The sequence below is a fragment of the Corynebacterium oculi genome (genome assembly GCF_001412105.1).
In the GTDB taxonomy this organism is placed as follows: Bacteria; Actinomycetota; Actinomycetes; order Mycobacteriales; family Mycobacteriaceae; genus Corynebacterium; species Corynebacterium oculi.
In genome coordinates, this window is sequence record NZ_LKST01000004.1 from 91,212 (window position 1) to 116,410 (window position 25,199).

The 25,199-nt window shown below is 64.7% G+C and carries 24 protein-coding genes, 1 tRNA gene, 1 pseudogene and 1 riboswitch; of the genes and pseudogenes, 17 read left to right on the top strand and 9 right to left on the bottom strand.

The window, feature by feature from the left end; all coding sequences use genetic code 11:
• Nucleotides 1-136 precede the first annotated feature (136 nt).
• From kdpF to Cocul_RS10160, 6 genes are read left to right on the top strand one after another with little or no spacing between them, the layout of a single operon-like run.
• Nucleotides 137-229 (top strand): K(+)-transporting ATPase subunit F, encoded by a 93-nt coding sequence (kdpF, locus tag Cocul_RS10135; protein ID WP_055123174.1) that lies wholly within the window; start codon nt 137-139, stop codon nt 227-229.
• A complete protein-coding gene (gene kdpA / locus Cocul_RS10140) occupies nt 226-1,884 on the top strand; it encodes a potassium-transporting ATPase subunit KdpA (RefSeq protein ID WP_055123175.1) in 1,659 nt (552 codons plus the stop codon). The genes kdpF and kdpA overlap by 4 nt, the downstream gene beginning before the upstream one ends.
• On the top strand, nt 1,881-3,935 hold the full coding sequence (gene kdpB / locus Cocul_RS10145; RefSeq protein WP_055123176.1) for a potassium-transporting ATPase subunit KdpB: 2,055 nt from the start codon (nt 1,881-1,883) through the stop codon (nt 3,933-3,935). The genes kdpA and kdpB overlap by 4 nt, the downstream gene beginning before the upstream one ends.
• On the top strand, nt 3,935-4,531 hold the full coding sequence (locus tag Cocul_RS10150; RefSeq protein WP_055123177.1) for a potassium-transporting ATPase subunit C: 597 nt from the start codon (nt 3,935-3,937) through the stop codon (nt 4,529-4,531). The genes kdpB and Cocul_RS10150 overlap by 1 nt, the downstream gene beginning before the upstream one ends.
• Nucleotides 4,532-4,556: 25 nt before the next feature.
• Nucleotides 4,557-7,091 (top strand): ATP-binding protein, encoded by a 2,535-nt coding sequence (locus tag Cocul_RS10155; RefSeq protein WP_055123178.1) that lies wholly within the window; start codon nt 4,557-4,559, stop codon nt 7,089-7,091.
• Complete coding sequence (locus Cocul_RS10160; RefSeq protein ID WP_055123179.1) at nt 7,091-7,777, top strand: response regulator; 687 nt, start codon at nt 7,091-7,093, stop codon at nt 7,775-7,777. Before Cocul_RS10155 ends, Cocul_RS10160 begins: the two co-directional genes overlap by 1 nt.
• On the opposite strand, the gene thiC is transcribed toward Cocul_RS10160, so the two are convergent.
• From thiC to Cocul_RS10175, 4 genes are all read right to left on the bottom strand, one after another.
• A complete protein-coding gene (gene thiC, locus Cocul_RS10165; protein WP_055123180.1) occupies nt 7,740-9,437 on the bottom strand; it encodes a phosphomethylpyrimidine synthase ThiC in 1,698 nt (565 codons plus the stop codon). The two genes, Cocul_RS10160 and thiC, sit on opposite strands and share 38 nt — an antisense overlap.
• A riboswitch (TPP riboswitch) is annotated at nt 9,437-9,551 on the bottom strand. (Overlaps the previous gene by 1 nt.)
• Nucleotides 9,552-9,938: 387 nt before the next feature.
• Nucleotides 9,939-10,193 carry a hypothetical protein gene (locus tag Cocul_RS10170; RefSeq protein WP_055123181.1) on the bottom strand — a complete coding sequence of 85 codons (255 nt, stop codon included), beginning with the start codon at nt 10,191-10,193 and terminating at the stop codon, nt 9,939-9,941.
• Nucleotides 10,194-10,233: 40 nt separating this feature from the next.
• Entirely contained in the window at nt 10,234-10,674 is a 441-nt protein-coding gene (locus Cocul_RS12395; RefSeq protein WP_150114459.1) for a hypothetical protein, read from the bottom strand.
• A gap of 166 nt (nt 10,675-10,840) precedes the next feature.
• Nucleotides 10,841-11,122, bottom strand: coding sequence for a hypothetical protein (locus Cocul_RS10175; protein WP_160318513.1), 282 nt, complete (start codon nt 11,120-11,122; stop codon nt 10,841-10,843).
• A 35-nt stretch (nt 11,123-11,157) separates the two neighbouring features.
• Here Cocul_RS10175 and Cocul_RS12015 point away from each other — a divergent pair.
• Nucleotides 11,158-11,650, top strand: a pseudogene (locus Cocul_RS12015) (IS30 family transposase); the annotation flags it as partial.
• Between the two features lie 362 nt (nt 11,651-12,012).
• On the opposite strand, the gene Cocul_RS10180 reads toward Cocul_RS12015, so the two are convergent.
• Nucleotides 12,013-12,085 (bottom strand) — tRNA-Thr (locus tag Cocul_RS10180).
• A 232-nt stretch (nt 12,086-12,317) separates the two neighbouring features.
• On the opposite strand from Cocul_RS10180, the gene thrE reads away from it, so the two are divergent.
• The 4 genes from thrE to Cocul_RS10200 all read left to right on the top strand — a co-directional run bounded on the left by thrE (nt 12,318) and on the right by Cocul_RS10200 (nt 16,288).
• Nucleotides 12,318-13,793 carry a threonine/serine exporter ThrE gene (thrE, locus tag Cocul_RS10185; RefSeq protein WP_055123183.1) on the top strand — a complete coding sequence of 492 codons (1,476 nt, stop codon included), beginning with the start codon at nt 12,318-12,320 and terminating at the stop codon, nt 13,791-13,793.
• Nucleotides 13,794-13,900: 107 nt separating this feature from the next.
• The gene (locus Cocul_RS10190; protein ID WP_055123184.1) at nt 13,901-14,269 is read left to right on the top strand and encodes a hypothetical protein; all 369 of its coding nucleotides are present in this window, start codon (nt 13,901-13,903) and stop codon (nt 14,267-14,269) included.
• A gap of 37 nt (nt 14,270-14,306) precedes the next feature.
• A complete protein-coding gene (locus Cocul_RS10195) occupies nt 14,307-15,800 on the top strand; it encodes an alpha,alpha-trehalose-phosphate synthase (UDP-forming) (RefSeq protein WP_055123185.1) in 1,494 nt (497 codons plus the stop codon).
• Nucleotides 15,797-16,288 (top strand): hypothetical protein, encoded by a 492-nt coding sequence (locus Cocul_RS10200; protein ID WP_055123186.1) that lies wholly within the window; start codon nt 15,797-15,799, stop codon nt 16,286-16,288. The genes Cocul_RS10195 and Cocul_RS10200 overlap by 4 nt, the downstream gene beginning before the upstream one ends.
• A 21-nt stretch (nt 16,289-16,309) precedes the next feature.
• Here the strand turns inward: Cocul_RS10200 and Cocul_RS10205 are convergent, their stop codons facing one another.
• Genes Cocul_RS10205 through Cocul_RS10210 form a run of 3 tightly spaced genes read right to left on the bottom strand, consistent with a single transcriptional unit; the run spans nt 16,310 to nt 17,940 of the window.
• Nucleotides 16,310-17,137: a HipA domain-containing protein gene (locus tag Cocul_RS10205; protein ID WP_245622218.1), complete on the bottom strand. Its 828-nt coding sequence runs from the start codon at nt 17,135-17,137 to the stop codon at nt 16,310-16,312.
• A gap of 45 nt (nt 17,138-17,182) precedes the next feature.
• Entirely contained in the window at nt 17,183-17,575 is a 393-nt protein-coding gene (locus tag Cocul_RS12920) for a HipA N-terminal domain-containing protein (RefSeq protein WP_245622219.1), read from the bottom strand.
• Nucleotides 17,572-17,940, bottom strand: a complete 369-nt coding sequence (locus tag Cocul_RS10210) for a helix-turn-helix domain-containing protein (RefSeq protein WP_082422289.1) — start codon at nt 17,938-17,940, stop codon at nt 17,572-17,574. Before Cocul_RS10210 ends, Cocul_RS12920 begins: the two co-directional genes overlap by 4 nt.
• Nucleotides 17,941-18,023: 83 nt before the next feature.
• Here Cocul_RS10210 and otsB point away from each other — a divergent pair, with 83 nt between their 5' ends.
• The gene (otsB, locus tag Cocul_RS10215; protein ID WP_069723623.1) at nt 18,024-18,953 is read left to right on the top strand and encodes a trehalose-phosphatase; all 930 of its coding nucleotides are present in this window, start codon (nt 18,024-18,026) and stop codon (nt 18,951-18,953) included.
• Here the strand turns inward: otsB and Cocul_RS10220 are convergent.
• Nucleotides 18,950-20,035: a LacI family DNA-binding transcriptional regulator gene (locus tag Cocul_RS10220; protein WP_055123188.1), complete on the bottom strand. Its 1,086-nt coding sequence runs from the start codon at nt 20,033-20,035 to the stop codon at nt 18,950-18,952. The genes otsB and Cocul_RS10220 overlap by 4 nt on opposite strands.
• A gap of 597 nt (nt 20,036-20,632) precedes the next feature.
• On the opposite strand from Cocul_RS10220, the gene Cocul_RS10225 reads away from it, so the two are divergent.
• From Cocul_RS10225 to Cocul_RS10245, 5 genes are all read left to right on the top strand, one after another.
• Nucleotides 20,633-21,721, top strand: coding sequence for an MFS transporter (locus tag Cocul_RS10225; RefSeq protein WP_082422290.1), 1,089 nt, complete (start codon nt 20,633-20,635; stop codon nt 21,719-21,721).
• Between the two features lie 157 nt (nt 21,722-21,878).
• Complete coding sequence (locus Cocul_RS10230) at nt 21,879-22,754, top strand: metal ABC transporter solute-binding protein, Zn/Mn family (protein WP_055123190.1); 876 nt, start codon at nt 21,879-21,881, stop codon at nt 22,752-22,754.
• Between the two features lie 70 nt (nt 22,755-22,824).
• On the top strand, nt 22,825-23,532 hold the full coding sequence (locus Cocul_RS10235) for a metal ABC transporter ATP-binding protein (RefSeq protein ID WP_055123191.1): 708 nt from the start codon (nt 22,825-22,827) through the stop codon (nt 23,530-23,532).
• Nucleotides 23,533-24,381: a metal ABC transporter permease gene (locus Cocul_RS10240; RefSeq protein WP_055123192.1), complete on the top strand. Its 849-nt coding sequence runs from the start codon at nt 23,533-23,535 to the stop codon at nt 24,379-24,381.
• Nucleotides 24,382-24,392: 11 nt separating this feature from the next.
• Nucleotides 24,393-25,199, top strand: a complete 807-nt coding sequence (locus Cocul_RS10245) for a CE1 family esterase (protein WP_055123193.1) — start codon at nt 24,393-24,395, stop codon at nt 25,197-25,199.

Here is a 25,199-nt window from a genome sequence, read left to right on the forward strand (position 1 = left end):
GATTCCGTTAAGATCCGCCCTCCTCCCCGCCGCCCGGGCTTAGGTTGTTGCGCATGGTTAGTGATCTGTTCTTCCTCGCCCTCACCGACGCGATCTTCTTCTGCCTGCTCCTGGCGGTGAAGGGGGTGGATTCCCTATGACGTGGGATTGCCTGGCTGGCCTCATTCTGGGGGTGGCCGCCCTGGGCTACCTCGTGGTGGCCCTGTTGCGCCCGGAGGATTTCTCATGATCGCCGCGCTCTCTCCCGCCCTGCTCGCCGCCGTTCCCGTTGTCTTGGTGCTGGCGGCCTTGGCGGCCGCGTACCTGCCGTTGGGCGGGTACATGGCCCGTGTGTTTTCCAGCCCGCGCCATACCCGCCTGGAGCGGATCCTGTACCGCCTCATGGGGGTGCAGCCGGATTCCTCGCAGCGCTGGCCGCGCTACGCGGCGAGCGTTCTGGTGTTTTCCGCGTTGAGCCTGGCGGTGCTGTACCTCTTGCAGCGCGTCCAGGGAGTGTTGCCCCTGGCTCAGGGTATGGGGGCGGTGGCCCCGGATCAGGCGTGGAACACGGCGGCGTCCTTTATTACCAATACCAACTGGCAGTCTTATGCCGGGGAGTCCACCATGAGTCCGCTTATTCAGATGGCGGGCCTGGCGGTGCAGAACTTTCTTTCTGCGGCGGTGGGCATGAGCGTGGCGGTGGCTTTGATCCGGGGGATCGCTTGCCGCGATGAGCGGGGACGGATCGGGGTTTTCTGGGTGGATCTCACTCGCTGCGTGCTGCGGATTCTCCTTCCGTTGGCGGCTATTGCTGCGGTGGTGTTGTTATCTCAGGGGGTGATCCAGAACCTTCACCCCGCCACGGGTATCAGCACGTTCACCGGGGGTGAACAGGTGATTCCGGGTGGGCCAGTGGCCTCGCAGGAGGCCATCAAGGAGTTGGGCACCAATGGCGGCGGGTACTTTGGGGCCAATTCCGCGCACCCCTTGGAGAATCCCACGGCTTTGTCCAACATGGTGGAGGTTTTTCTGATTCTGCTCATTCCGGTGTGCCTCACCCGTACTTTTGGCGTGCTGGTGGGGGATCGTCGGCAGGGCTGGGCGTTGCTAGGGGCGATGGGCGTGCTGTTTTGTGCCTCCCTGGCGGCCGTGGTGGCGTCGGAAAGCATGGGTGGAAGCCTGGAGGGCCGGGAGTTGCGCTTTGGCGCGGTGCCCTCGGCGTTTTTTGCGGTGTCCACCACCATGACGTCTACGGGGGCGGTGGATTCCTTCCATTCGAGTTATAGCCCGCTGGGCGGCGGGGTTTTGCTGCTGAACATGCTGCTGGGGGAGGTTTCCCCCGGGGGCGTGGGTTCTGGTTTGTATGGCATGGTGATCGTGGCTTTGCTCACGGTGTTCCTCGCCGGCCTCATGGTGGGGCGCACCCCGGAGTATCTGGGCAAGCGCATCGGCGTGCAGCAGATCATCAAGGTGTGCCTGTACATGCTGGTCATGCCCGCCCTGGTGCTAAGCGGCGTGGCGCTTTCCGTGGTGCTGCCCGGCACGCGCGCGAGCCTGTCCACCGCCACGGATGCCCCGCATGCCTTCACCGAGCTGGTGTACGCCTTCGCCAGCGCGGCCAATAATAACGGCTCCGCTTTTGCCGGGATCGACGCCAATACCCCGTGGTTCAACATCGCCTTGGGCTGCGTCATGCTCGCCGGTAGGTTCCTGCCCATCGTCATGGTGCTGGCCCTGGCGGGGTCTTTCGCGGAGCAGGCCCCACGCCCGGCCACGGCGGGCACCATGCCCACGCACCGTCCCCTCTTCGTGGGGCTCGTGGTGGGGGTGGCGCTGATCGTGGGCGCGCTGACGTTTCTTCCTGTTCTTGTTCTCGGCCCGTGTGCGGAGGCTTTCTCGCTATGACCACCACTTCTTTTCTTTCCGCCGTGCCCTTGGCGGCACGCAAGCTCGATCCCCGCTCCCTGATCCGGGTTCCGGTGCTTTTCCTCGTGGAGGTGGGCGCGGCATTCACCCTGATCATCGGGGCCATACACCCCAGTTTCTTCACGCTCTTCCTCTCCGCATGGCTGTGGGCCACGGTGTTCTTCGGCGTGCTGGCCGAGGCCGTGGCGGAGGGCCGGGGGCGGGCCCAGGCGGCGTCGTTACGCTCCTCGCAGGGGCAGCTCACCGCCCGGCGCGTTCCCCCGGATACGCCTCTTGACGCCCCCCTTTCCACGGGGAGCACGGGTGGCGCGGAAGCCCTGCGTCGGGGCGATCACGTGCTGGTAGCAGCCGGGGAGGTCATTCCCGCCGACGGCGACGTGGTGGCCGGTGCCGCCAGCGTGGACGAGTCTGCGATCACGGGGGAATCCGCCCCGGTGATTCGGGAGTCCGGGGGTGATCGCTGCGCGGTGACCGGCGGTACCACGGTGCTCTCCGACCGGATCATCGTGCGGATCAGCAGCGAGCCGGGCCAGGGGTTTATGGATCGCATGATCGGCCTGGTGGAGGGATCGCAGCGGCACAAGACCCCCAACGAGTTGGCGTTGGGAACGCTGCTGACGGTGCTCACCATCATCTTTACCCTGGTGGTGCTCACCCTGGCCCCGATGGCGGCTTTTAACGGCGCGGAGCAGTCCCCGGTGGTGCTGGTGGCGCTGATGGTGTGCCTCATTCCCACCACCATCGGGGCGCTGCTCTCCGCCATCGGTATCGCCGGTATGGATCGGCTGGTGGAGCGCAACGTTCTGGCTATGTCCGGGCGCGCGGTGGAGGCGGCGGGCGATGTGTCTACCCTGTTGCTGGATAAGACGGGCACGATCACGGTGGGGGATCGCCGGGCCGTGGATCTGGTGCCGGTGGGGGCCACCTCGGCGCCGGAGTTCACCCTGGCCTGTCAGCTTTCCTCCCTGGCCGATGAGACCCCGGAGGGGCGCTCCGTGGTGGAGTTGGCGGATTCCCTGGCGGCCCCGGTTGATCCCCGGGAGTATCCGGGCCTCTCCTTCATTGCGTTTAGCGCCCAAACCCGCATGAGCGGGGCCCAGTTGAGCCCGCACGAGCGGATCGTCAAGGGATCCGCCAGTGAGGTCTGCGGGTGCGTGGAGCGGCTCGGCGGGGTGGTGCCCCCGCGCGTGACCGCGATCGTGGCGGAGATCAGCGCCTCCGGTGGCACCGCCCTGGTGGTGGCGCGGCTTTCCTGCGATCCCGCCACCGGTGAGGCCGTCTCCGGCGTGCTGCTGGGGGTGATTCACCTCAAGGACGTGGTCAAGCCGGGTATGCCGGAGCGGTTTGCTCAACTGCGCCGCATGGGGATACGCACGGTGATGGTCACCGGCGATAACGCCCTGACCGCCCGCGCGATCGCCGCCGAGGCCGGCGTGGATGACGTGCTGGCGGAGGCCACCCCGGAGGATAAGTTGGCGCTGATCCGCAAGGAGCAGGCCGCCGGGCACCTGGTGGCCATGACCGGGGATGGCACCAACGACGCCCCCGCCCTGGCGCAGGCGGACGTGGGCGTGGCCATGAACACGGGCACCTCCGCCGCCAAGGAGGCCGGGAACATGATTGACCTGGATAGTGATCCCACCAAGCTCATCGACATCGTGCACATCGGCAAGCAACTGCTGATAACGCGCGGCGCGCTGACCACCTTTTCCATCGCCAATGACGTGGCCAAGTACTTCGCCATCATTCCGGCCATGTTCAGTTCCACCTTCCCCGGCCTGGCGGTGCTCAACATCATGCGGCTGCACAGCCCGCAGACGGCCATCGTCTCCGCCGTGATCTTTAACGCCCTGGTGATCGTGGGGCTTATTCCCCTGGCCCTGCGTGGGGTGGCATACCGCCCGCGCGGCGCCGATGCCCTGCTGCGGCGCAACCTCGCCATCTTTGGCCTGGGCGGCATGGTGGTGCCCTTCCTTGGGATCAAGGCCATTGATCTTCTGCTCACCGCTCTTCCCGGAGGTTTGCTCTGATGACGTCTTTTCCTCTCTCCCGCGCGCTGCGCGCGGCGCGCGCCGGCGGCGTGGCCCTGGCGCTCTTTACCCTGATCCTGGGGCTGTGTTATCCCCTGTTCCTGGTGGGCTTTGGGGCCGTGGTGCTGCCGCACCAGGCGGCGGGTTCGCCCCTCTATGATTCCGCCGGGAACCTGCGGGGCTCCGCCCTGCTGGCGCAGGCCCCGCAGGGCGATGCCTGGTTTTATCCCCGCCCCAGCGCCGGGGCGGGGCAGGCCTCCAACGCCTCCCCCGCCGATCCCGCCCATCGGCAGGAGGTGGAGGAGCGCCGCCGGGACGTATCCGCGCGTGAGCACCTGGCCCCCGGCGAGGTCCCCCCGGAGGCACTCACCGCCAGCGGCTCGGGACTCGACCCCCACGTCTCTCAGGAATATGCTGAGGCTCAGGTGCCCCGGGTGGCCCGGCACACGGGTTTATCCGAGGCACGGCTGCGGGATCTCATCGCCCGCAGCCGCCAGCGCCATGCCCTGCCCGGCTCCCCCGGCGGCGCCCTGGTGAACGTGACCACGCTCAACGCCGCCCTGGCGGACGCCGTGACCGATGGCGCTGCCCAATAACGCACGGCGGGCATAAGGAGGCCTGATGGACGGGGTCACACGGGGCAAGCTCAAGATCTACCTGGGTTTTGCCCCCGGCGTGGGTAAAACCTGCGCCATGCTGCACGAGGCCCACGAGCTTGCCGCCCAGGGCCACCGCGTGCTGGTGGGCGTGGTGGAGGATCACGGACGCCCCCGCACGGCCGCCCTGGTGGAGGGCCTGGAGGTTCTTCCGCGCCTACCCCGCCTGCCCTCCGGGAGCCAGCAGTATGGGGAACTCAATGTGGAGGCGGTGCTGCGCGCTCACCCGGAGACCGTGCTGGTGGACGAGCTGGCGCACACCGTGGTGGGCGGCCCCGGAGCCCCGGAGGCCAAGCGCTGGCAGGACGTGCACCGGCTCCTCGACGCCGGGATTAACGTGCTGAGCACCCTGAATATCCAGCACGTGGAATCCCTCAACGACGTGGTTTTTGCCATCACCGGGGTGCGTCAGCGCGAGACACTGCCGGATCGGGTGCTGCGCGAGGCCGATCAGATCGAGCTGGTGGATCTCTCTCCCGATACCCTCCGCGTGCGCCTGGCCCAGGGGTTGATCTACCAGGCCGAGGCCGCCCAGCGCGCCTTGAATAATTACTTCCGCCTGGGCAACCTCACCGCGCTGCGGGAGTTGGCCCTGCTCTGGCTGGCGGACAAGGTGGAGGAGGGCATGGCCCAGTACTGCGCCGAGCAGGGAATACGCGGCTCGTGGCCCACCCGTGAGCGCGTGGTGGTGGGGGTTTCCGGCGCGCCCGGCTCCGAGGCCCTGATCCGGCGCGGGGCGCGCATCGCCGGGCGGGTGGCTGATCGGGAGCTGGTGGTGGTGCACGTGGCCGTGGAGGATGCCCCCACCTTCTGCGCGCCCGAGGACTTGCGGCGGTTGCAGCGCCTCACGGAGGATTTGGGCGGGGCCTGGCGCGTGATCTCCGGCGATGACGTGGCCGATACCCTCCTTGGTTTTGCCCACACCCAGGGGGCCTCGCAGCTGGTGATCGGCCTGGGGCCGCGCCGCCTGCGCCCCTGGCGGCCCTCTTCTCGGGGCGCGCAGCTGAGCCGCCAGATCATCAACCAGGCCGGGCACGTGGACGTGCACATCGTGGCCTCCTCGGAGGAGCGGCGGGAGGGGGCCACGGGGGCGTCGTCAAGCGCTCCTAGTTACCTTGGCGCGGGGCGGCGGGCGCTGGGCTGGGCGCTGGCGGCGGGGGCGCCGCCGCTGGTCACGCTCGCGCTGCTGCGGCTTAATCCCGGTTCCGATTATCTGGGGGCGGTGTTGCTGGGGTACCTCACCATCGTGGTGTTCGCCGCCCTGGCCGGGGGGCTGCGCCCGGCGATCTTGGCGGTGCTCTCCGGTTCCCTGCTGGTCAATTGGTTCCTCACCACCCCGGAGCACACGCTGACTATCACGGAGCCGGAATCGCTCATCAGCATCGTCTTTTTCCTCATCGTGGCGGTGAGCGTGGCGTGGGTCGTCGATGTCGCGGCGCGGCGCACGCACCAGGCGCAGCATCGCCAAAACCAGGCCATCATCCTGGGCGATCTCGCGCGCGGCGCCCTCCACGAGGGCGATGACCTCCCCTCCCTGTTGCGCCACATTCAGCAGACCTTCTCCCTGGATCGGGTGGATATTCAGCGTCGATCCCCCGGCAGCCACCAATGGGTCACCCTCGAATCCACCGCCGAGCGTGGCCTTGGCGATGCCTGGGATCCCGGCCGCGATGGGCACGTGGAACTGGGCCCCTTCCTGCGCCTGATCCTGGCCGGGCGCGACATCACCCCGGAGCAGATCGCCATGATCGAGGCCCACGGGGCGCGGATCACCGCCCTGATGGATCGGCAGGAGATCGACGCCGCCCGCCGCGCCGCCGCAGCCCTGGCCACCAGCAACCGCGTGGGCTCCGCCCTGCTCGCCGCCGTCTCCCACGACCTACGCACCCCACTCGCCAGCATCAAGGCCGCCGTGTCCGGGCTTTTGCTTGACGACGTCCCCCTCCCCGCGCAGGCACGCACCGCCCTGATCGAAAGCATCGAGGAGTCCGCCGATCGGCTCGAAACCGTGGTGGGCAACCTCCTGGACATGAGCCGCCTGAACTCCGGGAGCATCGCCGTGCACCGTCGCCCGCTGAGGCCCGCCGAGGTGATCGCGGCCGCCGTGCAGGAACAACCCGAACACCGCGCGGAAGTCCACCTGGAGATTACCCCCGCCCTGCCGCCGATCCTGGGCGATCACGGGTTGCTCCAACGCTGTCTGGTCAACCTCCTGCGCAACGCATTCACCCACGGGGCCGCCCCCGTGGTGGTGCGCGCCCGCGCGGCGGAGGATTCGGTGGAAATCCAGGTGATCGACCACGGCCCCGGTATCCCCGCCGCGCAGCGCGATACCCTCTTCACGCCCTTCCTCAACCGCAACGATACGGGCACCGGCCTGGGCCTGGGCCTCGCCGTGGTGCAGGGATTCACGGAAGCCATGCGCGGCACGATCCGCGTATCCGATACCCCCGGCGGCGGCACCACCATGACGCTGCGCCTGCCCAGGGAGAGCTCGTAATGACGCGCCCCCGCATTCTCGTTGTCGAGGACGATACCGCCCTCGCCCGCGTGGTGCTCATCCACCTGCGCGCCCGCGACTACGACGTCACCGTGGCTACCACCGCCGCCGAGGCCCTGCGCGCCACCCGGGAGTGGCAGCCCCACGCCCTCCTGCTCGACCTGGGGCTTCCCGACGCCAGCGGGCTCACCGTCCTGCGCTCCCTGCGCGCATGGAGCCAGGTTCCCGTGCTCATCATCTCCGCGCGCCACGACCACGAGGGCAAGATCAACGCCCTGGACGAGGGCGCGGATGACTACGTGACCAAGCCGTTTTCCATGGGAGAACTCCTCGCCCGACTGCGCGCCGCGCTGCGCCGCTACCCCGGCACCGAGGCCGCGCCGGTGGTACGCACAGGCGACGGGCGGCTCCACATCGACCTCGCCCAGTCCCGCGTGCTGCGCGACGGGGAGCCGATACACCTCACCCCGCACGAGTGGGGCGTGGTAGCCTACCTCGCCGGGCACGCTGGGCAGCTGGTGCCCAAGACCGACCTGCTCAAAGCCGTGTGGGGCGGGGCCTACGAGCGGGAAACCAACTACCTGCGGGTGTACCTCTCCCAGGTGCGGCAGAAACTAGAGCTTGATCCCGCCCACCCCCGGCACTTTCTTACCGAGGCCGGGATGGGGTACCGGTTTGTGGAGTAAGCGGCAGATACACTCGCCCACCGGAACGGCTGAACTCCTCGGATTTCTCCGCCATGCCCGCCTCGATCGCCTCCACCGAGGTGAGGCCGTGCGCGCGGGCGTAATCGCGCACGTCCTGCGAGATCCGCATGGAACAGAACTTGGGCCCGCACATGGAACAAAAATGCGCGGTCTTGGCGGGCTCCGCCGGCAGGGTTTCATCATGAAACTCCAGGGCGGTATCGGGATCAAGCGCCAGGGCAAACTGATCGTGCCAGCGGAACTCAAAGCGCGCCCGGGAGAGCGCATCGTCACGCTCCTGCGCCCGGGGGTGCCCCTTGGCCAGATCCGCGGCATGCGCCGCGATCTTATAGGTAATCACCCCCACCTTGACGTCATCGCGATTAGGCAACCCCAGATGCTCCTTGGGCGTGACGTAACACAGCATGGACGTGCCCGCCTGGCCGATCACCGCGGCGCCGATCGCGGAGGTGATGTGATCGTAGCCCGGGGCGATATCCGTGGTCAGCGGCCCCAGGGTATAAAAGGGCGCGCCGTGGCACCAGTCCTCCTCCCACTCCACGTTCACCGGAATCTTGTGCAGCGGCACGTGGCCGGGCCCCTCGATCATCACCTGCACGCCCCGCGCGCGAGCAATCTGCGTCAACTCCCCCAGGGTGCGCAGCTCCGCCAACTGCCCCTCATCGTTCGCATCCGCGATGGAGCCGGGACGCAGGCCATCGCCCAGCGAAAAGGTGACATCGTAACGCGCCAGAATGTCACACAACTCCGCAAAGTGCGTGTACAAAAAGGACTCCCGGTGCTCCTTGAGGCACCACGCCGCCATGATCGAACCACCGCGCGAAACAATACCCGTCACCCGCTCCGCCGCCAGGGGAACATACCGCAGCAGCACCCCGGCATGAACGGTCATATAATCCACCCCCTGCTCGCACTGCTCGATCACCGTATCCCGATAAATCTCCCAGGTGAGCCGGGTGGGATCGCCCTTGACCTTCTCCAACGCCTCGTAGATGGGCACCGTGCCCACCGGAACCGGGGAATTGCGCACGATCCACTCGCGCGTCTCATGAATATCCGAGCCGGTGGACAAATCCATGATGGTATCCGCACCCCAGCGGGTAGCCCACACCATCTTCTCCACCTCCTCCGCGATGGAGGAGGTCACCACGGAATTACCCATATTCGCATTGATCTTCACCGCAAAGGCCCGGCCGATAATCATCGGCTCCACCTCCGGGTGCCTCCGGTTCGCGCAGATCACCGCCCGCCCCGCCGCCACCTCGCGGCGTACAAACTCCGGCTCCATGCCCTCGCGGGCCGCGCAAAAGGTCATCTCCGGCGTGATGATCCCCGCCCGCGCCCACGCCAACTGGGTTTGCACCCGCAGGTTGGGGTTTTCCGTGCTCGCCGCCACCGGGGCGGGGCGCTCCCAGGACTCGCGGGCGCGCGGCAAACCACGCTCCAGGTCAAGATCGGGGTTCTCCTCCGTGTACGGGCCCGAGGTGTCATACACCTCAAAGTCCTCCCCCGTGGTCAACTCGATCGTCCGGGCCGGGAGGCGCAGCGCGGTAACGCTGCCATCGGTATTGCGGTGCTCCACCTCCCGATAGACCTTGCGGCTGCGATAAATAGGGCCAGTGGTAACGCGAGCAGGCATGATGAAACAGGGCTCCTTCCTACGCCGGCATGATCCGGACAGGTTCAAACGGTCGCCCCTCGATCCCGCTGGGGCCTCTCAGTGCGCGGCGCGCGCACTCCCGTGGCTTACCCACCTGACGTTAGCAGAGGAGGCGGTGTGGTTCTCGTATTACCGGTTACTCTCCGAGATCGCACCGGCTCCCCAAGCAAGAAAGCGTTCTCCATTTTCGCTTTACACTTCCACCACAACATCAGACAGAGGAGCATCCACCCATCATCACAGATTCCCACAACCGTTCCGCGCAGGAACCGGCATAGGCTCACTCAGCCAACCCTGCAACAGACCCGGGCGTGTGGCCGGGTACTCGGGTCATGAGTCAATCGAAGCCGCCGCGTTGTCTGTTACTTGCGAGGCAGAGGGCCATAGGTTGATCTTCTCATGGTGACTGGGAGGCGGGGCACCTTTAGGCTGATGAAACCCCACACCGGATGGTGCGGGGTTGTTGTTAGGGACTATCTACTACTCTTCCACCTCCGCGGCAAAGTACCGCATTAACTGCCAGCCACGATCCTGAATTGAATCAGTAATCGCAATAGTTATTTCTTCCGGAGTTCCAGTTTCAGGAACCAACACGCCGCCGTCGATGCGACCTACATAAAGCCGGGGATCTTCGTCGATAGCCTTTAGGAGACTGGTTATTTCAGTATCAGTCGCCGTATCTGAGTTGATATCACACGCCCCTAACGCCGCAGAAAGGGTTATCCAATCATCCATCTCGTGACATTCTTTCAAAACCGCTTCAGATATCTCTGACTTACTTAGCAACGTGCACCTTAAAATTCTTGGTTCGATCCGGAGAGTTGATATCAATAGTGTAGCCACCTGACTTACTGGTGCCACGGAAGGATAATTTAGTGCCGTCTCCGAGTGTACGCTCACTTGGGTCAGCCGAAATCTGACCATCCGCGTTGGCCACACTCGCCCGGTTCCCATTCAAAGAACACCATGCGTCAGAAACAGCTTGATCATCCTGAGCTTGCCAAACTCTTCCATTCTTCTGAAATTTTGCGCTTAGGAAATCCGACAGCTCCAAAAATGAATCACCCTCAAAGTTAGGACGATCAGGAGTGGAGCCGAAACAACCTCCGATAACTGTTTCGGCAACGGCTTGCGGGGCAGCCAACGCCGTTCCCGAAATAGGAAGCACCACCGCTAGTCCCGCTGCGAAAAGTCTGCGCTTGATAGATACGCTCATGTAGAGTTTTCCCCTTCACATCGTAGAACTTGTATTACCTTGGCCCTGCGCAAACGGCCATATCAAACACATTTGCAACTCGCTACACGATTCACCCTCATCCGGGGGGCGTACCCAACCGCATATCCGGCCGAGTTGTTCGAAGTTTCTACGATACGTTCTTCCACTACGAGGTTTGGCTGTGGTTGCCCCTTACCACCATCTCCTCGGTGACGCGACCCGCCTTTACCAACTCTTTTATGAGCACTTGCACACCGTCGCACCACACCTTCGCATAGCTGCGGTTAATGTCCACTATGGTCACATAGCCACGCTCAACCACGCCCCGAGCGACTACTTCCAGCGCCCACTCAACCGCACGGACACGCTCATCGGTCTCAGCCGCCTTGGCCACAACAGCCTCGATACCACCGCCGACGACCGCGACGGCAACTCTCTGAATCCTCACTACCACCAATAGTGAAACGTCCTGGCGATATTAACGGACGCATCCTGCCTGGGCATTGGGAAGGAGACCTCATCCTAGGCAAAAATAATGCCTCAGCGGTTATAACCCTGGTAGAGCGAGTCAGTCGTTTTTGTCGTACTGGGACACCTACCCGGCCGACATACCAGTAAAGAGGTCGTAGCTTCTTTACAGAAAGCAGTAGCAGACATAGATGCAGCGATCTGGTCGTCTATCACGTGGGATCAGGGCAGTGAGATGGCAGGGCATAAGAAGTTCACCATGGCCACCGACATTCCTATCTACTTCTGTCACCCGGGTTCGCCATGGGAGCGGGGAAGTAACGAGAACACGAATGGTCGTCTACGGCGGAACTTACCGAAGGGTGCTGACCTGTCAGTGTTCGGCCCAGAGGATTTAGAGGTGATCGCGAACATCCATAATCACAAGCCACGTAAAGCGTTAGGTTGGAGTACACCGGCAGAAGTCATGGCTGAGGTACTGCGGGAAACCGGTAGTATCACACCGTGAAAACCGTTATCGTTACAACAACCCCCAGAATCCACCCTTGCGGTCATTTTTGACCAAGCACAGGGGGTATGGATACTGCACGCCCCCTTTTGCGCACGACAATGAGCAAGTATCAGATGCGTAGTCATGTCCGTAAGGGGCACGGAGGCCGTCTCGAACCAGATTTCGCCTATCTCAATACACAAAGATCGGACGTGTACGAGGCGGGCGTAACATGACGAGGGAGGCGGCTGTCATGGCCGGGTTTGCGTACTATAGTGGGCAACGAAGCGGGGGCGAGGGTGACCGGTTATTATTTCCTGGTTTTTTCCTGGCCTGAGCCATTTCCCCCACCCTGGCCACCCCATTCCCCCTGCTCACAGGGCTGGAGACGAGACTTGAACTCGCAACCTACGGTTTACAAGACCGTTGCGCTACCAATTGCGCCACTCCAGCATTGACGCACCTGCACGCAAATACACACAGCCGCATCGCCTGCACATGGTACAGGATCACCCGCCTTCCCCCGCCACCACACCCCGGTATTACCACCCCTGCCTGCCCGTGTGCACCCGCCCGGCACCGGCGCTAAAGTTTCTTGCACCACGGGCGGGATCGCAGCTACCCACCCTCCACAATCCCAGCGAAACCCAACACCGCCACCTGCCACACAAGAAAGGACGTGAGAGTGCCCACTATCCGCGAACGGTTCCGCGCCTGGCGCAATCAGTCCCCCCACGCGGCCACCATTGATACCGCCAAGGCCGCTCCTCCGCCCTCTCCCTTGGCCCCGGTGGATCTGACGGACTATAACCAGGTAGCCGGGGTGATGGATCTGGCCGCCCGGATTGGGGATATTTTGTTGTCCTCGGGGACATCGAATAGCGATACCAAGGCGCAGATGCACGCGGTGACCTCCGCGTATGGCTTGTGGTGGTGTCACGTGGACATCACGATGAACAACATCACCGTTTCCACGCAGATCGGCACCACGCGGAAGTCTCCGGTCACAGTGTTTCGGGTGGTGCGCACGCTCACCACGGATTTTTCGCGGCTTTCTGCGGTGGACCGGCTGATTCGTTCTATTCAGGCGGGGGCCACCCCGCCGGAGGTTGCGGAGAGGATTTTGGACGATATTGAGGCGCAGCCCACGGCGTATGGCCCCGTGACCTCCATCTTTGGCTGGGGTTTGATGGGTGGGGCGGTCTCGGTGTTGCTGGGCGGCACGCTGCTGGTGGGCGCTATTTCTTTTGTCACCTCTTTGTCCATCATGGCCATGAGCCTTTTCCTTTCCAAGCATCATCTTCCGGTGTTTTTCCAGAACGTGATCGGCGGGGTTATTGCCACCATTCCGGCGGCGCTTTCTTATGCCGCCGCCGCGGAATACGGCGTGGAGTTGCGCCCCAGCCAGATTGTGGCCTCGGGCATCATCGTGATGCTGGCCGGTTTGACGCTGGTGCAATCCCTTCAGGATGGCATTACCGGCGCGCCGGTGACAGCCAGCGCACACTTTTTTGAAACGCTCCTTTATACGGGGGCGATTGTGGCGGGCGTGGCCATTGGTCTGCAATTGTCCTCATACGTGGGTATTTCCTTGCCTCCGATGGAATCGGTGGCCGCCCCGAATCCGGCTACCGCCACCGTGAGGGTGATGGCGGGCACCGTGGCCTCGGTGGGTTTTGCCATTGCGTGTTATGCGGAGTGGTCGGCGGTGGCGCTTTCCGGCATTACCGCCATGACGGGTTCTATCTTCTATTACTTCATTTTCTCCCCGCTGGGCATGTCCACGGTGATGGCGGGTTCCATGGCCGCCGTGGTGATTGGTTTTGCCGGTGGCCTTTTGGCTCGCCGGTTCCAGGTGCCCCCGTTGATTATTGCCATCGCCGGCATTACCCCGTTGCTGCCCGGCCTGGCGGTGTATCGCGGTATGTATGCGGCTTTGAACGAGCAGATGCTGGTGGGATTCACCAACATCGCCACGGCCCTGGCCATTTCCTGTGGCCTGGCCGCCGGCGTGGTGCTCGGTGAGTGGATCGCGCGGCGGGTGCGCCGCCCGCAGCGGTTTAATCCGTACCGGGGTTTCCGCGTCGCGGGCCGCACCACCCTCCAGCAGGCCAATCAGGCCCGGCAGCAGCTTCGGCGTCGCGCTTCTCGACGCCGCTAGGGCGCGTCTCGTGCCCGCCGGGGCGCTGGGCGGCGTCGAAAAGCACGAGCCCGGCGCATGGCGTACAATCGTGTGCCTGAGTATTGCCCTACGCACCAGGAGGATTCGTGCCGCCCAAGGTTACTGATACCCGTCCGAGCGCCGAGACCCTGCACCGGGTCGAGGAGGAGACGGCTGCCGCCGCGCGCCGCATTGTGGCGAGTTACGCCGAGAACATGCTCGATGGGGTGACCCTGATGTCCATGCTTGGCGTGGAGCCCGCAGGGCTGGTGTACCGGAAGTTTGAAGAGGAATATAAGGAGCCGGAGCCTAAGAAGGCCGCCAAGCGCACCCGGAAGTCCACCAAAAAGACCTCGGCTAAGAAAACCACCGCAAAAAAGGCCACCAAGAAAACTACCAAAAAGGCGACCAAGAAAACCACAGCTAAGAAGACCACTAAAAAGACCACCGCAAAAAAGACCACCAAGAAGTCCTAGCGCGCGCCTTTAGGGAGGAGCGACTAGCCTGAACAGCATGGGTGAAAGCAACAATAACTTCGTGGTGGTGGCCAACCGCCTGCCGGTGGATATGCAGCGCGCCGAGGACGGCTCCCCCCGCTGGGTGCCCAGCCCCGGCGGCCTTGTTTCCGCGCTCTCTCCCGTTCTGGAGAGCCACGAGGGCTGCTGGGTGGGATGGCCGGGGGTCATTGACGAATCCCCCGAGCCCTTCCGCACCGAGGCGGACGTGCTGCTCTATCCCGTGACGCTTTCTGCGGAGGATTACCGCGATTTTTATGAGGGTTTTTCCAACGCCACCCTGTGGCCGCTGTATCACGACCTCATCGTCACCCCGGAGTTCCACCGCGAGTGGTGGGCCGCCTACCGGGAGGTAAACCTCAAGTTTGCGCAGGCCGTGGCGCATGTTGCCGCCGAGGGGGCCACCGTGTGGGTGCAGGACTATCAGCTGCAACTGGTGCCCGGGATCCTGCGCCAGATGCGCCCGGACCTCACCATCGGCTTCTTCCTGCACATTCCCTTCCCCAGCCCCGATCTCTTCCGTCAGCTTCCCTGGCGCGAGGAGGTCATGCGCGGCCTGCTCGGCGCGGACATCATCGGTTTCCACCTGGAAGATAACGCGCGCAACTTCCTCACCCTGGCCGCGCAGGTATCCGGCTCCGCGGGCACCCACACCGGCCTGCCCGATACCCTGCGCACGAGCGGCGAGGTATCCACCCGCGCGATCACCGCGCACGTCACGGCTCCCGACGGCCGCGAGGTCGGCGTGGGTGCCTTCCCCATCTCCATCGACGTCGCCTCCGTACCCCGCCCCGAGCCGCAGGCGGTGACCACCCTGCGGCATGACCTCGGTGATCCTGACCTCATCCTCCTCGGCGTGGATCGCCTGGACTACACCAAGGGCATCTTGCAGCGCCTCCGCGCCTACGAGGAACTGCTCGCCGGCGGCGCGCTGCCGCCCAAGACCGTTTTCCTCCAGATCGCCACCCCCTCCCGCGAGCGCATCGAGCACTACCGCCGCACCCGTTCCCGCGTGGAGGAGGCCGTGGGCCGCATCAACGGCCAGTACGGCACGCCGGGTCGCCCGGTGGTGGAGTACCTGCACCGCTCGGTGCCCAAGTCCACCCTCGCCACGTATTACGCGGCGGCAGACATCATGCTGGTCACCCCGTTCAAGGACGGCATGAACCTGGTGGCCAAGGAATACGCGGCGGCCCACCCCAGCGGCAGCGGTGCCCTGGTGCTCAGCGAGTTCGCCGGTGCCGCCGAGGAGTTCCCCGAGGCATACCTGTGCAACCCCTTTGACCTGGAGGCCATCAAGCGCAGCATTCACCGGGCCGCCACGGATCTGCGCACCGCGCCCGATGACGCCCGTGCCCGCATGACCACCATGCACCGGCAGGTGCAGGAGCACGACGTCAACCTCTGGGCTCAGTCCTTCCTCGACAGCCTGGCCGAGGCGCACGCGGCCTCCACAGGTTCCTCCTCCCGTCCCGCCTCGGAGGCGCGATGACGCGGCCTCCCCTCCCCACCGCCGTCGCCGCGCTGTGTGGCCTCACCCTGGCGGCCACTCTCGCCGCCTGCGCGGCCGAACCCGGCGCGATCGCGGGCCCCACCTGGCAGGTCACGGGCCTCTACCTCGACCCGCGCGACAGCGGGGATCTGCCCGCCAGCGTGGCGGGGCTGGCGGCTTTCTCCTTCGGGGAAACCACCATCACCGGCTCCACCGGGTGCGCCCGGGTGCAAGGCATCGTGCGGTTTAGCAAGGACGGCTCCGATTCCTCCGCCCAGGAGGCCGATGCCGTGACCTTCGAGCAGATCGACGTGGAGGACGCACCCGCCGACTGCCAGGGCGGGGCCGCCCACGTGGATTCCGCGCTGCGCGACCTCCTTACCGGGGAATACACGCTCGCCCAGCCCTCCGATGCGGAACTGGTGCTCACTCAGCGCTCTCAGGCCGTGGACGCCCCGGCCATTCGGCTCACCACGGACGCCGGGTAGGGCGTACTCCTTTTCTTTCCTCTATGTGGACGGCATACGATCTTCTATCGTCCGCACGGTCTCCATAATCGTCTCCTTCATCTCCCTGGAGGCACCATGCCGGTTTAAAGAGTCAGCTACCGCGTCAGGAGTACGGCTCCACACCTCCGCGACTATTGCTAATACTCGCTCCACGTCCTGTCCAGACTTCTCCGCGTAATATCGCCAATCCCGTTCCTGAACCTGGCGAGCATGGTATTGCTTCCCCACACTCAACGCCAGTTCCTGGCTATATGCCGGGTAGGCGGCAACGGATAAAAGATCATATGCCGGGGCCAGATGATTCCCCAAAGGCATGATGAGGATAGAATGATTCTTCGCGTGAGCATCGGCATTACCAATCGCCACGTTGAATGCCAATAATCGATTAACCTGATCAACGTCTGCCTCTGGATCAACCACATGCTCCCGCAAAAACGGAATCATGTTCCGCAGCGCGGGACCTTTTTCTTTCTGATACTTCGCCTGCGCACGGTATCCCAAGGCTTGAGCAAAATCCTCTTGGTGGATTCTCAGTATGTTTCCTTCCTGATCGCGCACCCTGTCATAGCGGGTGGTCACAAACACGCGCTGCCCGCCAATGTTTTCCACCACCGAGTCGCTGACTCGGATTCCCGCCGCAGCGGCGGCATTCATCATCGCAGCTTCATTGATGTCAATATCCGTGAGATTCTCAGGGGCGGGCTTCAAGATATGCGTGGAAGGCATATCACCATAAGGCATTCTCCACCCACCGGCATCCCGGTAGAGCCCCAACTTCGGTTGTTGTCCGGCAAGAGAAATGCGCGGTATATATGCCGTGTTGGGCATGGCCCCCGGTGTGCGCGCAGATCCGTAAGGAAAGCACCCACCTCGTCATCGGTGAAGGCGATGCTGCGACGGAACCCATGAGTTTTTCCCCGCTGGCACAAACCTCGCCGCTCCCGCCACGTCCTCCCCCACCACGGCCAAGATAGAAGTGGGATCGGCAATTTCCATGCCGCGATAACGCTTCTGCCAATCTCGCTTCTGCCAATCTTCCAAGGTCCAAATATTCTCCGGCAGCAATGCTTCTAAGTACCGCTTAGTTTTTTTAGAATTATGTGGGCACTCTTGCAGCGGCATGGATAAAGAAAGGGGAAAGGCTCCTTCAATTCCTAACCACTGGTGGGTATAAGTAAATTCCGGAACTATCTCCCCGCCCACAGCGCGGTGTCTAATAGTGCCCGCATGCACGCCGGCCAAGTAAAGATCAAGATCAACGCTCATACATTATCCGTCCACGCATGCGCCTGGGAAAGATCCGGCGGCGGAAAGTCCTCAGAGGAAATGCTTTTTAGCGGCCCGATCGCCTCCGCGATGGCAAAGAACTTCTCCTCCGCCACCCCCGAATACCCGTTTTCTAGGCGGGAGAGGGTGCGCTGGCTCATGCCGGTTTTCGCGGCCAGGGCGGCCTGGGTGAGGCCGCGTTCCTTGCGGGCCTGGGCTACCTCCCACCCCAGCCGCTGGCGCACGTACACGGGAAGATACGGCTCGATCACGCCCTGCAACGCTCGCACGCTCGCCGCCTTTCCCTCGCGCCTCCGCAGTGCCTCTCCAACACCGGGGTACTGGTGTTCTCTAAGAACCCACATCGTACACCACCTTTGCGCAGGTCAATACCCCCAATCCTCCCGTTCGAACGGCCCCGCCACGCTCTTTCTGTACCGTGGTTTTCATGTCTTTGAGCAGCACCGTCTCCCCCGCCGCCCGCGCCCCTCGTCTCCTGGTGGTCAGCGATTTCGATGGCACCCTCGCCGGTATTAGCGAGGATCCCATGAACGTTCCCGTGGAATCCGCCTCCATTGCCGCGCTCTCGGCCCTCGCCGGAATGCCGGATACCCGCGTGGTGATCCTCAGCGGGCGCAACCTCGCGCAACTAGACATCGTGTGCCCCACCCGGCCCCCGATTCTGCGGGTGGGTTCGCACGGGGCGGAGCCCGAGGGGCACGATGCCACGCTCACCCCCGAGCAGCGCGCCACCCTGGACGCCCTGGCCGCCGAGCTGGAGGCCCTGTGCGAGGGGGTGGAGGGCGCGTTCGTGGAATACAAGCCCTACCAGCGGGTATTCCATTATATTCGGGTGCGCGACGAGTCCCTGATGCACCGCCTGCTCGATGAGGTGGCCGCGCTTGACCCCCGTGGCACGCACGTGACCTGGGGCAAGCGCGTGGTGGAGTTCTCCGTGTCCACCGCCACCAAGGGAACCTGGCTCAGCGAGGAGATCGCCCGGTGGCGGCCGGACGCCACGGTATTCCTAGGCGATGACACCACCGACGAGCATGGCTTTAAGGTTCTCGGCACCGGCGACCTCTCCGTGAAGGTCGGCCCCGGGGAAACAGCCGCCACCACCCGCGTAAACACTATCGCGGAGGTGGGCGAACTCCTGCACGCGTTGGCGCGTACCCGCGCCGAGCGTATCGACGTCGCCATGCTCACCGCCGAGCAGCGCCACGCCCTCGCCACGGCGGAGATGGCAGCGGTGCGCGCCCAGCTCTCCCCGGAGCAGCAAGAAACCGCGCAGGAGGCTCTGCCTGCGGAGATCATGGAGCGCGCGCATTCCCTCGCCGCCGAGGAGGGAGCGCGCACGTACTTCCCCGCGCTCTAGTTCCTGGGGGCGCTCACGGTGTGTCCGGGGAAGAACTCCGTGGGCAGGATCGTGCGATGCGCCCGCCCCGGCTCCTGGCCCTGCCCTAGTTCTAGCAGGGTGGTGCCCGCCGCCACCCCTTTCATGCGGTTGGGCTGAATCACCGTGGTCAAACCCTCCCGCAGTGCGGCGGCTACCCCATCGAAGCCGGTCACGGATATATCCTCGGGCACCCGCCAACCGCGATCCTGGGCGTAGGCCAGCACGCCGTTAGCCATCGAATCCGTGGTGCACAGCACGGCGGTGAGATCCGGGTGCGTGCTCAGCAATTGCTCGGCGGCGGAGCGGGCGTGAGGTGCGCTGTTGATATGCCTGGTGACCACGGGCACGGCGGCGGGGTCGATCCCGGATTCCGCGAATACGTCCAGGGCCCCGCACACGCGGTCGCGCTGAATGTGCAGGCCCGCCTGGGGTAGATCGCGGTGGTCAATGAAGCCGTCCACGGGATCGCGGTGCAGGCGGATCGCCAGGATGCCGATGCGCCGGTGCCCCGCCTCCACCAAGGCACGCGCGGCGGGGGCGATGGCCCGGCGGTCGTCGATCCCCACGAAGGGAACCCCCTCGATGGTGGTGGGCTGTCCGCAGATCACCGTGGGCAACCGACGCTCCAACACCGCGCGTAAATCGGGATCATCCTCCGCCACGGAGTACACCACGAAGCCGTCCACGGCCGCGCCGGACACCAGGCTGGTGCGCCGCTGGGCCTGAGCACCCACCGGGATCAGCGTCAGCGAGGTCTCATAGTCCGCGCAGGCCTCCGCCACCCCGGCGAGGAAGTCCACGGAGGGTTGATCGTCAAAGGCGTAGGTGAGATCCTCCGTGAGCACCACGCCGATGGCCCCGGCGTGACCGCTGCGGAGGCTGCGCGCGGTGGGATCGGGTCCCGTGTAGCCGCGCGCCTGGGCCACCGCCAGGATCTTGGCCCGCAGCCGGGGAGACAACTGCTCCGGGTGGTTATAGGCGTTGGACACCGTGGTGCGGGACACCCCCAACTCGGCGGCGAGGGAGGCCAGGGTGGCCTTGTGCGGGGTCCTGCGGGGCATAGGAGCAGGATAGCACCGGTGGGGCAGCTCCTATGGAAGTGAAGTCCCCCGTAATAACCTCAGAGTAGGCAAGGAGGAGGGAATGATTAATAGTATCTTCTTTTATATTTTATAGAACATAAATATAATCCCCCGGATAGGGTAATACATTTTATCTACATTTCCTCAACCGCAAGACAGGCCCACCTACCACATCTAAGGTAAGATCAACCAATCAGAAAGAACACCATGTTCACATTTTCTTCCACCCCAACCCTTGTAACCGTGGGAGGCTGCACCAGAAAGCGAGTCGCAGGACGTGTCGCGGTTGCCGAAAGTAAAGCCACCATCTCCCTAAAAGATGAAGAATCTTTACGGACATGCCTACACCAACTTGAAGAATCAGACAGGCGCCTCAGTTCTAAGCCGCCCCGGCCCGGATATGATTGGCAGTTTGTGTTCAGCGAGAGATTTCCCGACAGAACTTCCAAAGTACACTTCGGAGTCTCTTGGTACGATATGGATTTCTTCCATGAAAAGAGAGTCTTTTTCCAATCAAGAACACCGAGAACTTTTCTCTCGCATGTCCGTTAGCCCCACAGACATACATGTTGAGCATTGGATAAGAAGCCCTTAACACCCCGCCGCCACGCCCCACAAGCGCTCGCCCTGGCGTACTTCCTGAGCGCGCTGTGCGGCTCGCTCACGTCTATGGCGATCTCGGTGCATTTCGCCGTCACGGGCGCGGGGGTTTCTATGGTCACCGCCACGCTGCTGGCGGGGGCCATCGCGCAGATCGTCTTTTCCCCGCTCTTGGCCCCGCTCTTTGATCGCCACCCGGCCCGGCGGCTGGCCGTCTTGGCGTCGATGGTGGATATGGCGATTCTTTTGGTGCTGATCGCCTGGCCGCTGCCCTGGGTGCTTGTTCTTGGGGCCTGCGCCAGTTCCACCACGGCGGGGCTGATTATTCCCGCGCTGTTGAATATCGCGGAGAGGCTTGACGGCCGGGGCGCGGCCGTGGCGTTTTCCCGCATGGATACCGCGCGCCTCGTCGGGGATTTTTCCGGCCTCATGCTGGGTGGGTTTTTGGTGCAGGTGGTCTCCTTGCGCAGCGTCTTTGCCTTGGAGTTGTGCGCCAGCGCCATTCTCATCGTCACGGTGCTGGCGTTCACCCCGGCCACACCGATGGCTCCCCAGGAGATGAAGGAGGGTTTTCTGCGCCGGGTATGGCAGGCACCTGCGCTTTTGTTGCGCAACCCACAGGTGCGCTCGGCGCTGCAATCGCTGTGGGGCGCTATTGTTTTTACCTCTATCTATAACGTCGCCCTGGTGTATTTTGCCGTCGATGTTCTGCATGCGGGCGGGGTGGGGTATGCGATTCTCACCCAGGCCTTCATCGCGGGCCGGATTGTGGGAGCCAAGGCTTCATCCCGGATACCGGAAGGGCGCTCACGCATGGTCCTCCGCCTCGCCGGGGTTGTCATGGGCAGCGCCATTGTGCTGGCCACGCTCTCCGGGAGTGTCGCGGGGGGCGGCCCTCGGGTTTCTCGTGGCGGGGATCGGCAATGCGGTGCAGGTGGCGGCGCTGCGGCTGCTGGTGGTGCGCGCCGTGCCCGCATCCGTGCAACCCAAGGCGCTATCCGCGATGTCGGCGGCCAATACCTCCGCGATGATGGTGGGGTACGTCATCAGCGCGCCCGTCGTTAGTTATCTTGGGCCCGCGCACGCGCTGGTGCTCTCCGGGGTGGGTACGGCGCTGCTTTCTCTTCTCCTTGGCGCGGCCGGGGCGGTGACTCGGCGGAGGTAGGGTTCCCAACAAGTTCCCATATTGACAATTATTCGCAATAAGGGTTAGGTGGACAGCATGATTCGTCTCCGTACCGCCCTCACCGCAACGGCGCTCGCGGCGCTCCCCACCCTCAGCGCCTGTTCCAGCACCCCCGCCACCGACGCGGAGGGCACAGAGGAAAATAGCACCATCGTCGCCTCTACCTCCGTGTGGGGCGACCTCGCCAGCAGCGTCACCGAGGGCACCGGCGCGGAGGTCACCTCCATCATCACCGGCGACGTCACCGATCCCCACCACTTCAGCCCCAGCGCCGCCGATATGGCCCGCGCGCACGGCGCCTCCTTTGTGGTGGCCGGTGGCGGGGGCTATGACGCCTGGCTTTACGAGGGGTTAGACGATAGCCAGGTGGTGCACGCCCTGCCGCTGACCGCCCACTCCCACGATCACGGCGCCGGCCACACGGATACCGGCCAAGAGATCACCAACGAGCACATCTGGTTTGACCTCGATTCCCTCTCCGAGGTAGCCCAGGAGATCGCCGATCGCGTTCCCGACGCAGACGCCACCGCCACCAAGGAGAATCTCGCCCGGCTCAAGGAACGCCTGGCCGCCCTCCCCCAGGCACGGTTGGCTCAGACGGAGCCCATCGCGGATTACCTCATCGAGGATTCCCCCCTGGAGGAGGTCACCCCCCAGGGCTACCGGCACGCCACCCTGGCCGAGAGCGAGCCCGCCGCCGCCGACCTCGCGGAGTTCCTGGAGCTCATCGAGTCCGGCGGAATTGATGCCTTGGTGTATAACCCGCAAACCGCCACGGACATGACCAAGCGCATTCGCCAGGCCGCCGAGGATAAGGGAATAACGGTGGTGGAGGTATCGGAAACGCCGGCGGAGGGGCAAGGTAGCATTGATTTCCTTACCCAGGCGATCAATAATTTTGAATCTATTTAGCACGATGGCGCGCCGCGCCGCCGTGCCGTTTCCCCCGTGTCCATGATCGTGATGATCCCGGTGATGCTCGTTGTCTAGTCCCCTCGTTTTCTCCCGCGCCACGCTCTCCCCGCTATGGGAGGGCGTGGACTTCCGCCTGCGCCCCGGCGAGTTCCTCACGGTGCTCGGCCCCAACGGCGTCGGCAAGTCCACGCTGCTCAGCGCGATCATGGGCACCCGTCCGCTCAGCGCGGGAGAGATTCGCGCCACCGATCGCATCGGCTATATCCCCCAACAGCGCATGTTCCCGGCCGATCTTCCGCTGCGCGCCCGCGACCTGGTTTCCCTGGCGCTGCGCCACGGGGTGCTGCGCGGGCGCGCGCCGCGCAGGGGGGATGTCGATAAGGCGCTGGCCGCCGTGGGTGCCACCGGAATCGCGGAGCACCGCGTGGGGCTGCTCTCCGGGGGGCAGCAGCAGCTGGTGCGCCAGGCCCAGGCGCTGGCCACGGAACCGGCGCTGGTGCTTGCCGACGAACCCCTGCTCAGCCTCGACCCCGCCGCCCAGGCGGCCACGGTGGCGCGGCTTGATGCTTATCGACGCTCCCGTGACGCCGCCATCGTCTTTGTCACCCACAGCATCAACCCCGTGCTGGGGGTCACCGACCGCGTGCTCTACCTCGCCCCGCACGGGCACCGGGTGGGCACCGTGGACGAGGTCATGCGCTCCGAAACCCTCAGCGCGCTCTACGGTTCCCCCGTGGACGTGGTGCGCGTGAACGATCGACTGGTGGTGCTGTAGATGTTCGTGGCGGATACCCTCTACCTGCTCGGCGTGGACTTCGTGCAGCAGGCTCTCATCGCCGCGGCGCTGCTGGGGCTGCTCTCCGGGGTGATCGCCCCGCTGATCGTGGTGCGGCAGATGTCCTTCTCCGTTCATGCCACCAGCGAACTCGCACTCATGGGCGCCTCGGCCGCGCTGCTCGCGGGCCTCAACATCGGCCTGGGCGCGGTGGTGGGCTCCATCGCGGCGGCGATCGTGCTGGCGGTGCTGGGGCTGCGCGGCCAACAAGATAGCGCCATCGGCGTGGTGATGAGCTTTGGCCTGGGCCTCTCGGTACTGTTCATTCACCTCTACCCCGGCAACTCCTCCACCGCCCTCACCCTGCTCACCGGGCAGATCGTGGGGGTCTCCTCCGCCTCCCTGTGGTGGCTGGCCGCCGTCACCGCGCTGGTGGTGGGGGCCGTAGCGCTGTGGTGGCGGCCCCTGCTCTTCGCCAGCGCCGATCCCCTCATGGCCGCCGCCTCCGGGGTTCCGGTGCGCCTGATCTCCGTGTGCTTTGCCGTGCTGGTGGGCCTGGCCGCCGCGCAATCGGTACAGATCGTGGGCGCGCTGCTGGTCATGGCGCTACTCATCACCCCCGGCGCGGCGGCCGTGCAGGTCACCGCCTCGCCCCTGCGCGCGGTGCTTCTCTCTGTCATCTTCGCGGAGATCTCCGCCGTGGGTGGCCTGGTTCTGTCCCTGGCCCCGGGGCTGCCGGTCTCCGTGTTTGTGACCAGCCTGAGCTTCCTTATCTACCTGCTGTGCCGGGGCATCGGCTGGTGGCGCGGCCGAGCGGTGCGCCGCGATGAGGTGCGCGCCCGGCAATAGAATGGGCGGGCATGGAAACCCGCACCCTCGACGTCCAGGGACGCACCCGGCGCTACCACGTGGTGCTGCCGCCCCACCCCAACGAGCACCCCGATCTCCTGCTCTACCTGCACGGCTCCCGCCAATCGGGGCGCATCTCCACCCGCTTCACCGGCCACACCTTTGACGAGGTGACGCGGCGCACCAACGCGATCCTGGTATATCCCGACGGCGTGGGGCACCACTTTAACGACGCCCGCCGCGAACTTGACGAGCAATGCCGCCACGAAGCCATCGACGACGTAGCTTTCCTCCACGCGCTCATCTCCGGGTTCTCCCCCGCGCGAGCCTTTGCCTGCGGATACTCCAACGGCGGGCACATGACCATGCGCTTCCTCCTGGAGGCCCCCGGCGTGCTCGACGCCGCCGCGATCTTTGCCGCCACTCCCCCAGCCGAGGATAACCTGCTGGTTTCCCCAGGCTCTTACCAGCCCACGCCGGTGCTCTTCATGCACGGCACAGCCGACCCCATCACGCCCTACGCGGGCGGGCGCGTGGCGTTAGAGGGGGCCGCGCGCGGGGAGATGATGTCCGCACCCGGCGGGGCCGCGTGGTGGGCCGGGCTCAACGGGCACACCGGCCAGCCGGAGGTATCCCGGCCCAGCCCCAACGTGGAGGTGAGCACCTGGGCGAGCGGCCACCCGGCGGTGCAGTTGTGGACGCTGCACGGGGTGGGCCACGTGGTGCCCTCGAACAAGGAGTTTGCCCAATCCCTGGGGCCCAGCACTACGGAGGTGATCGCCGCCGAGGTCGCAGCGGGGTTCTTTGGGATAGGGTAA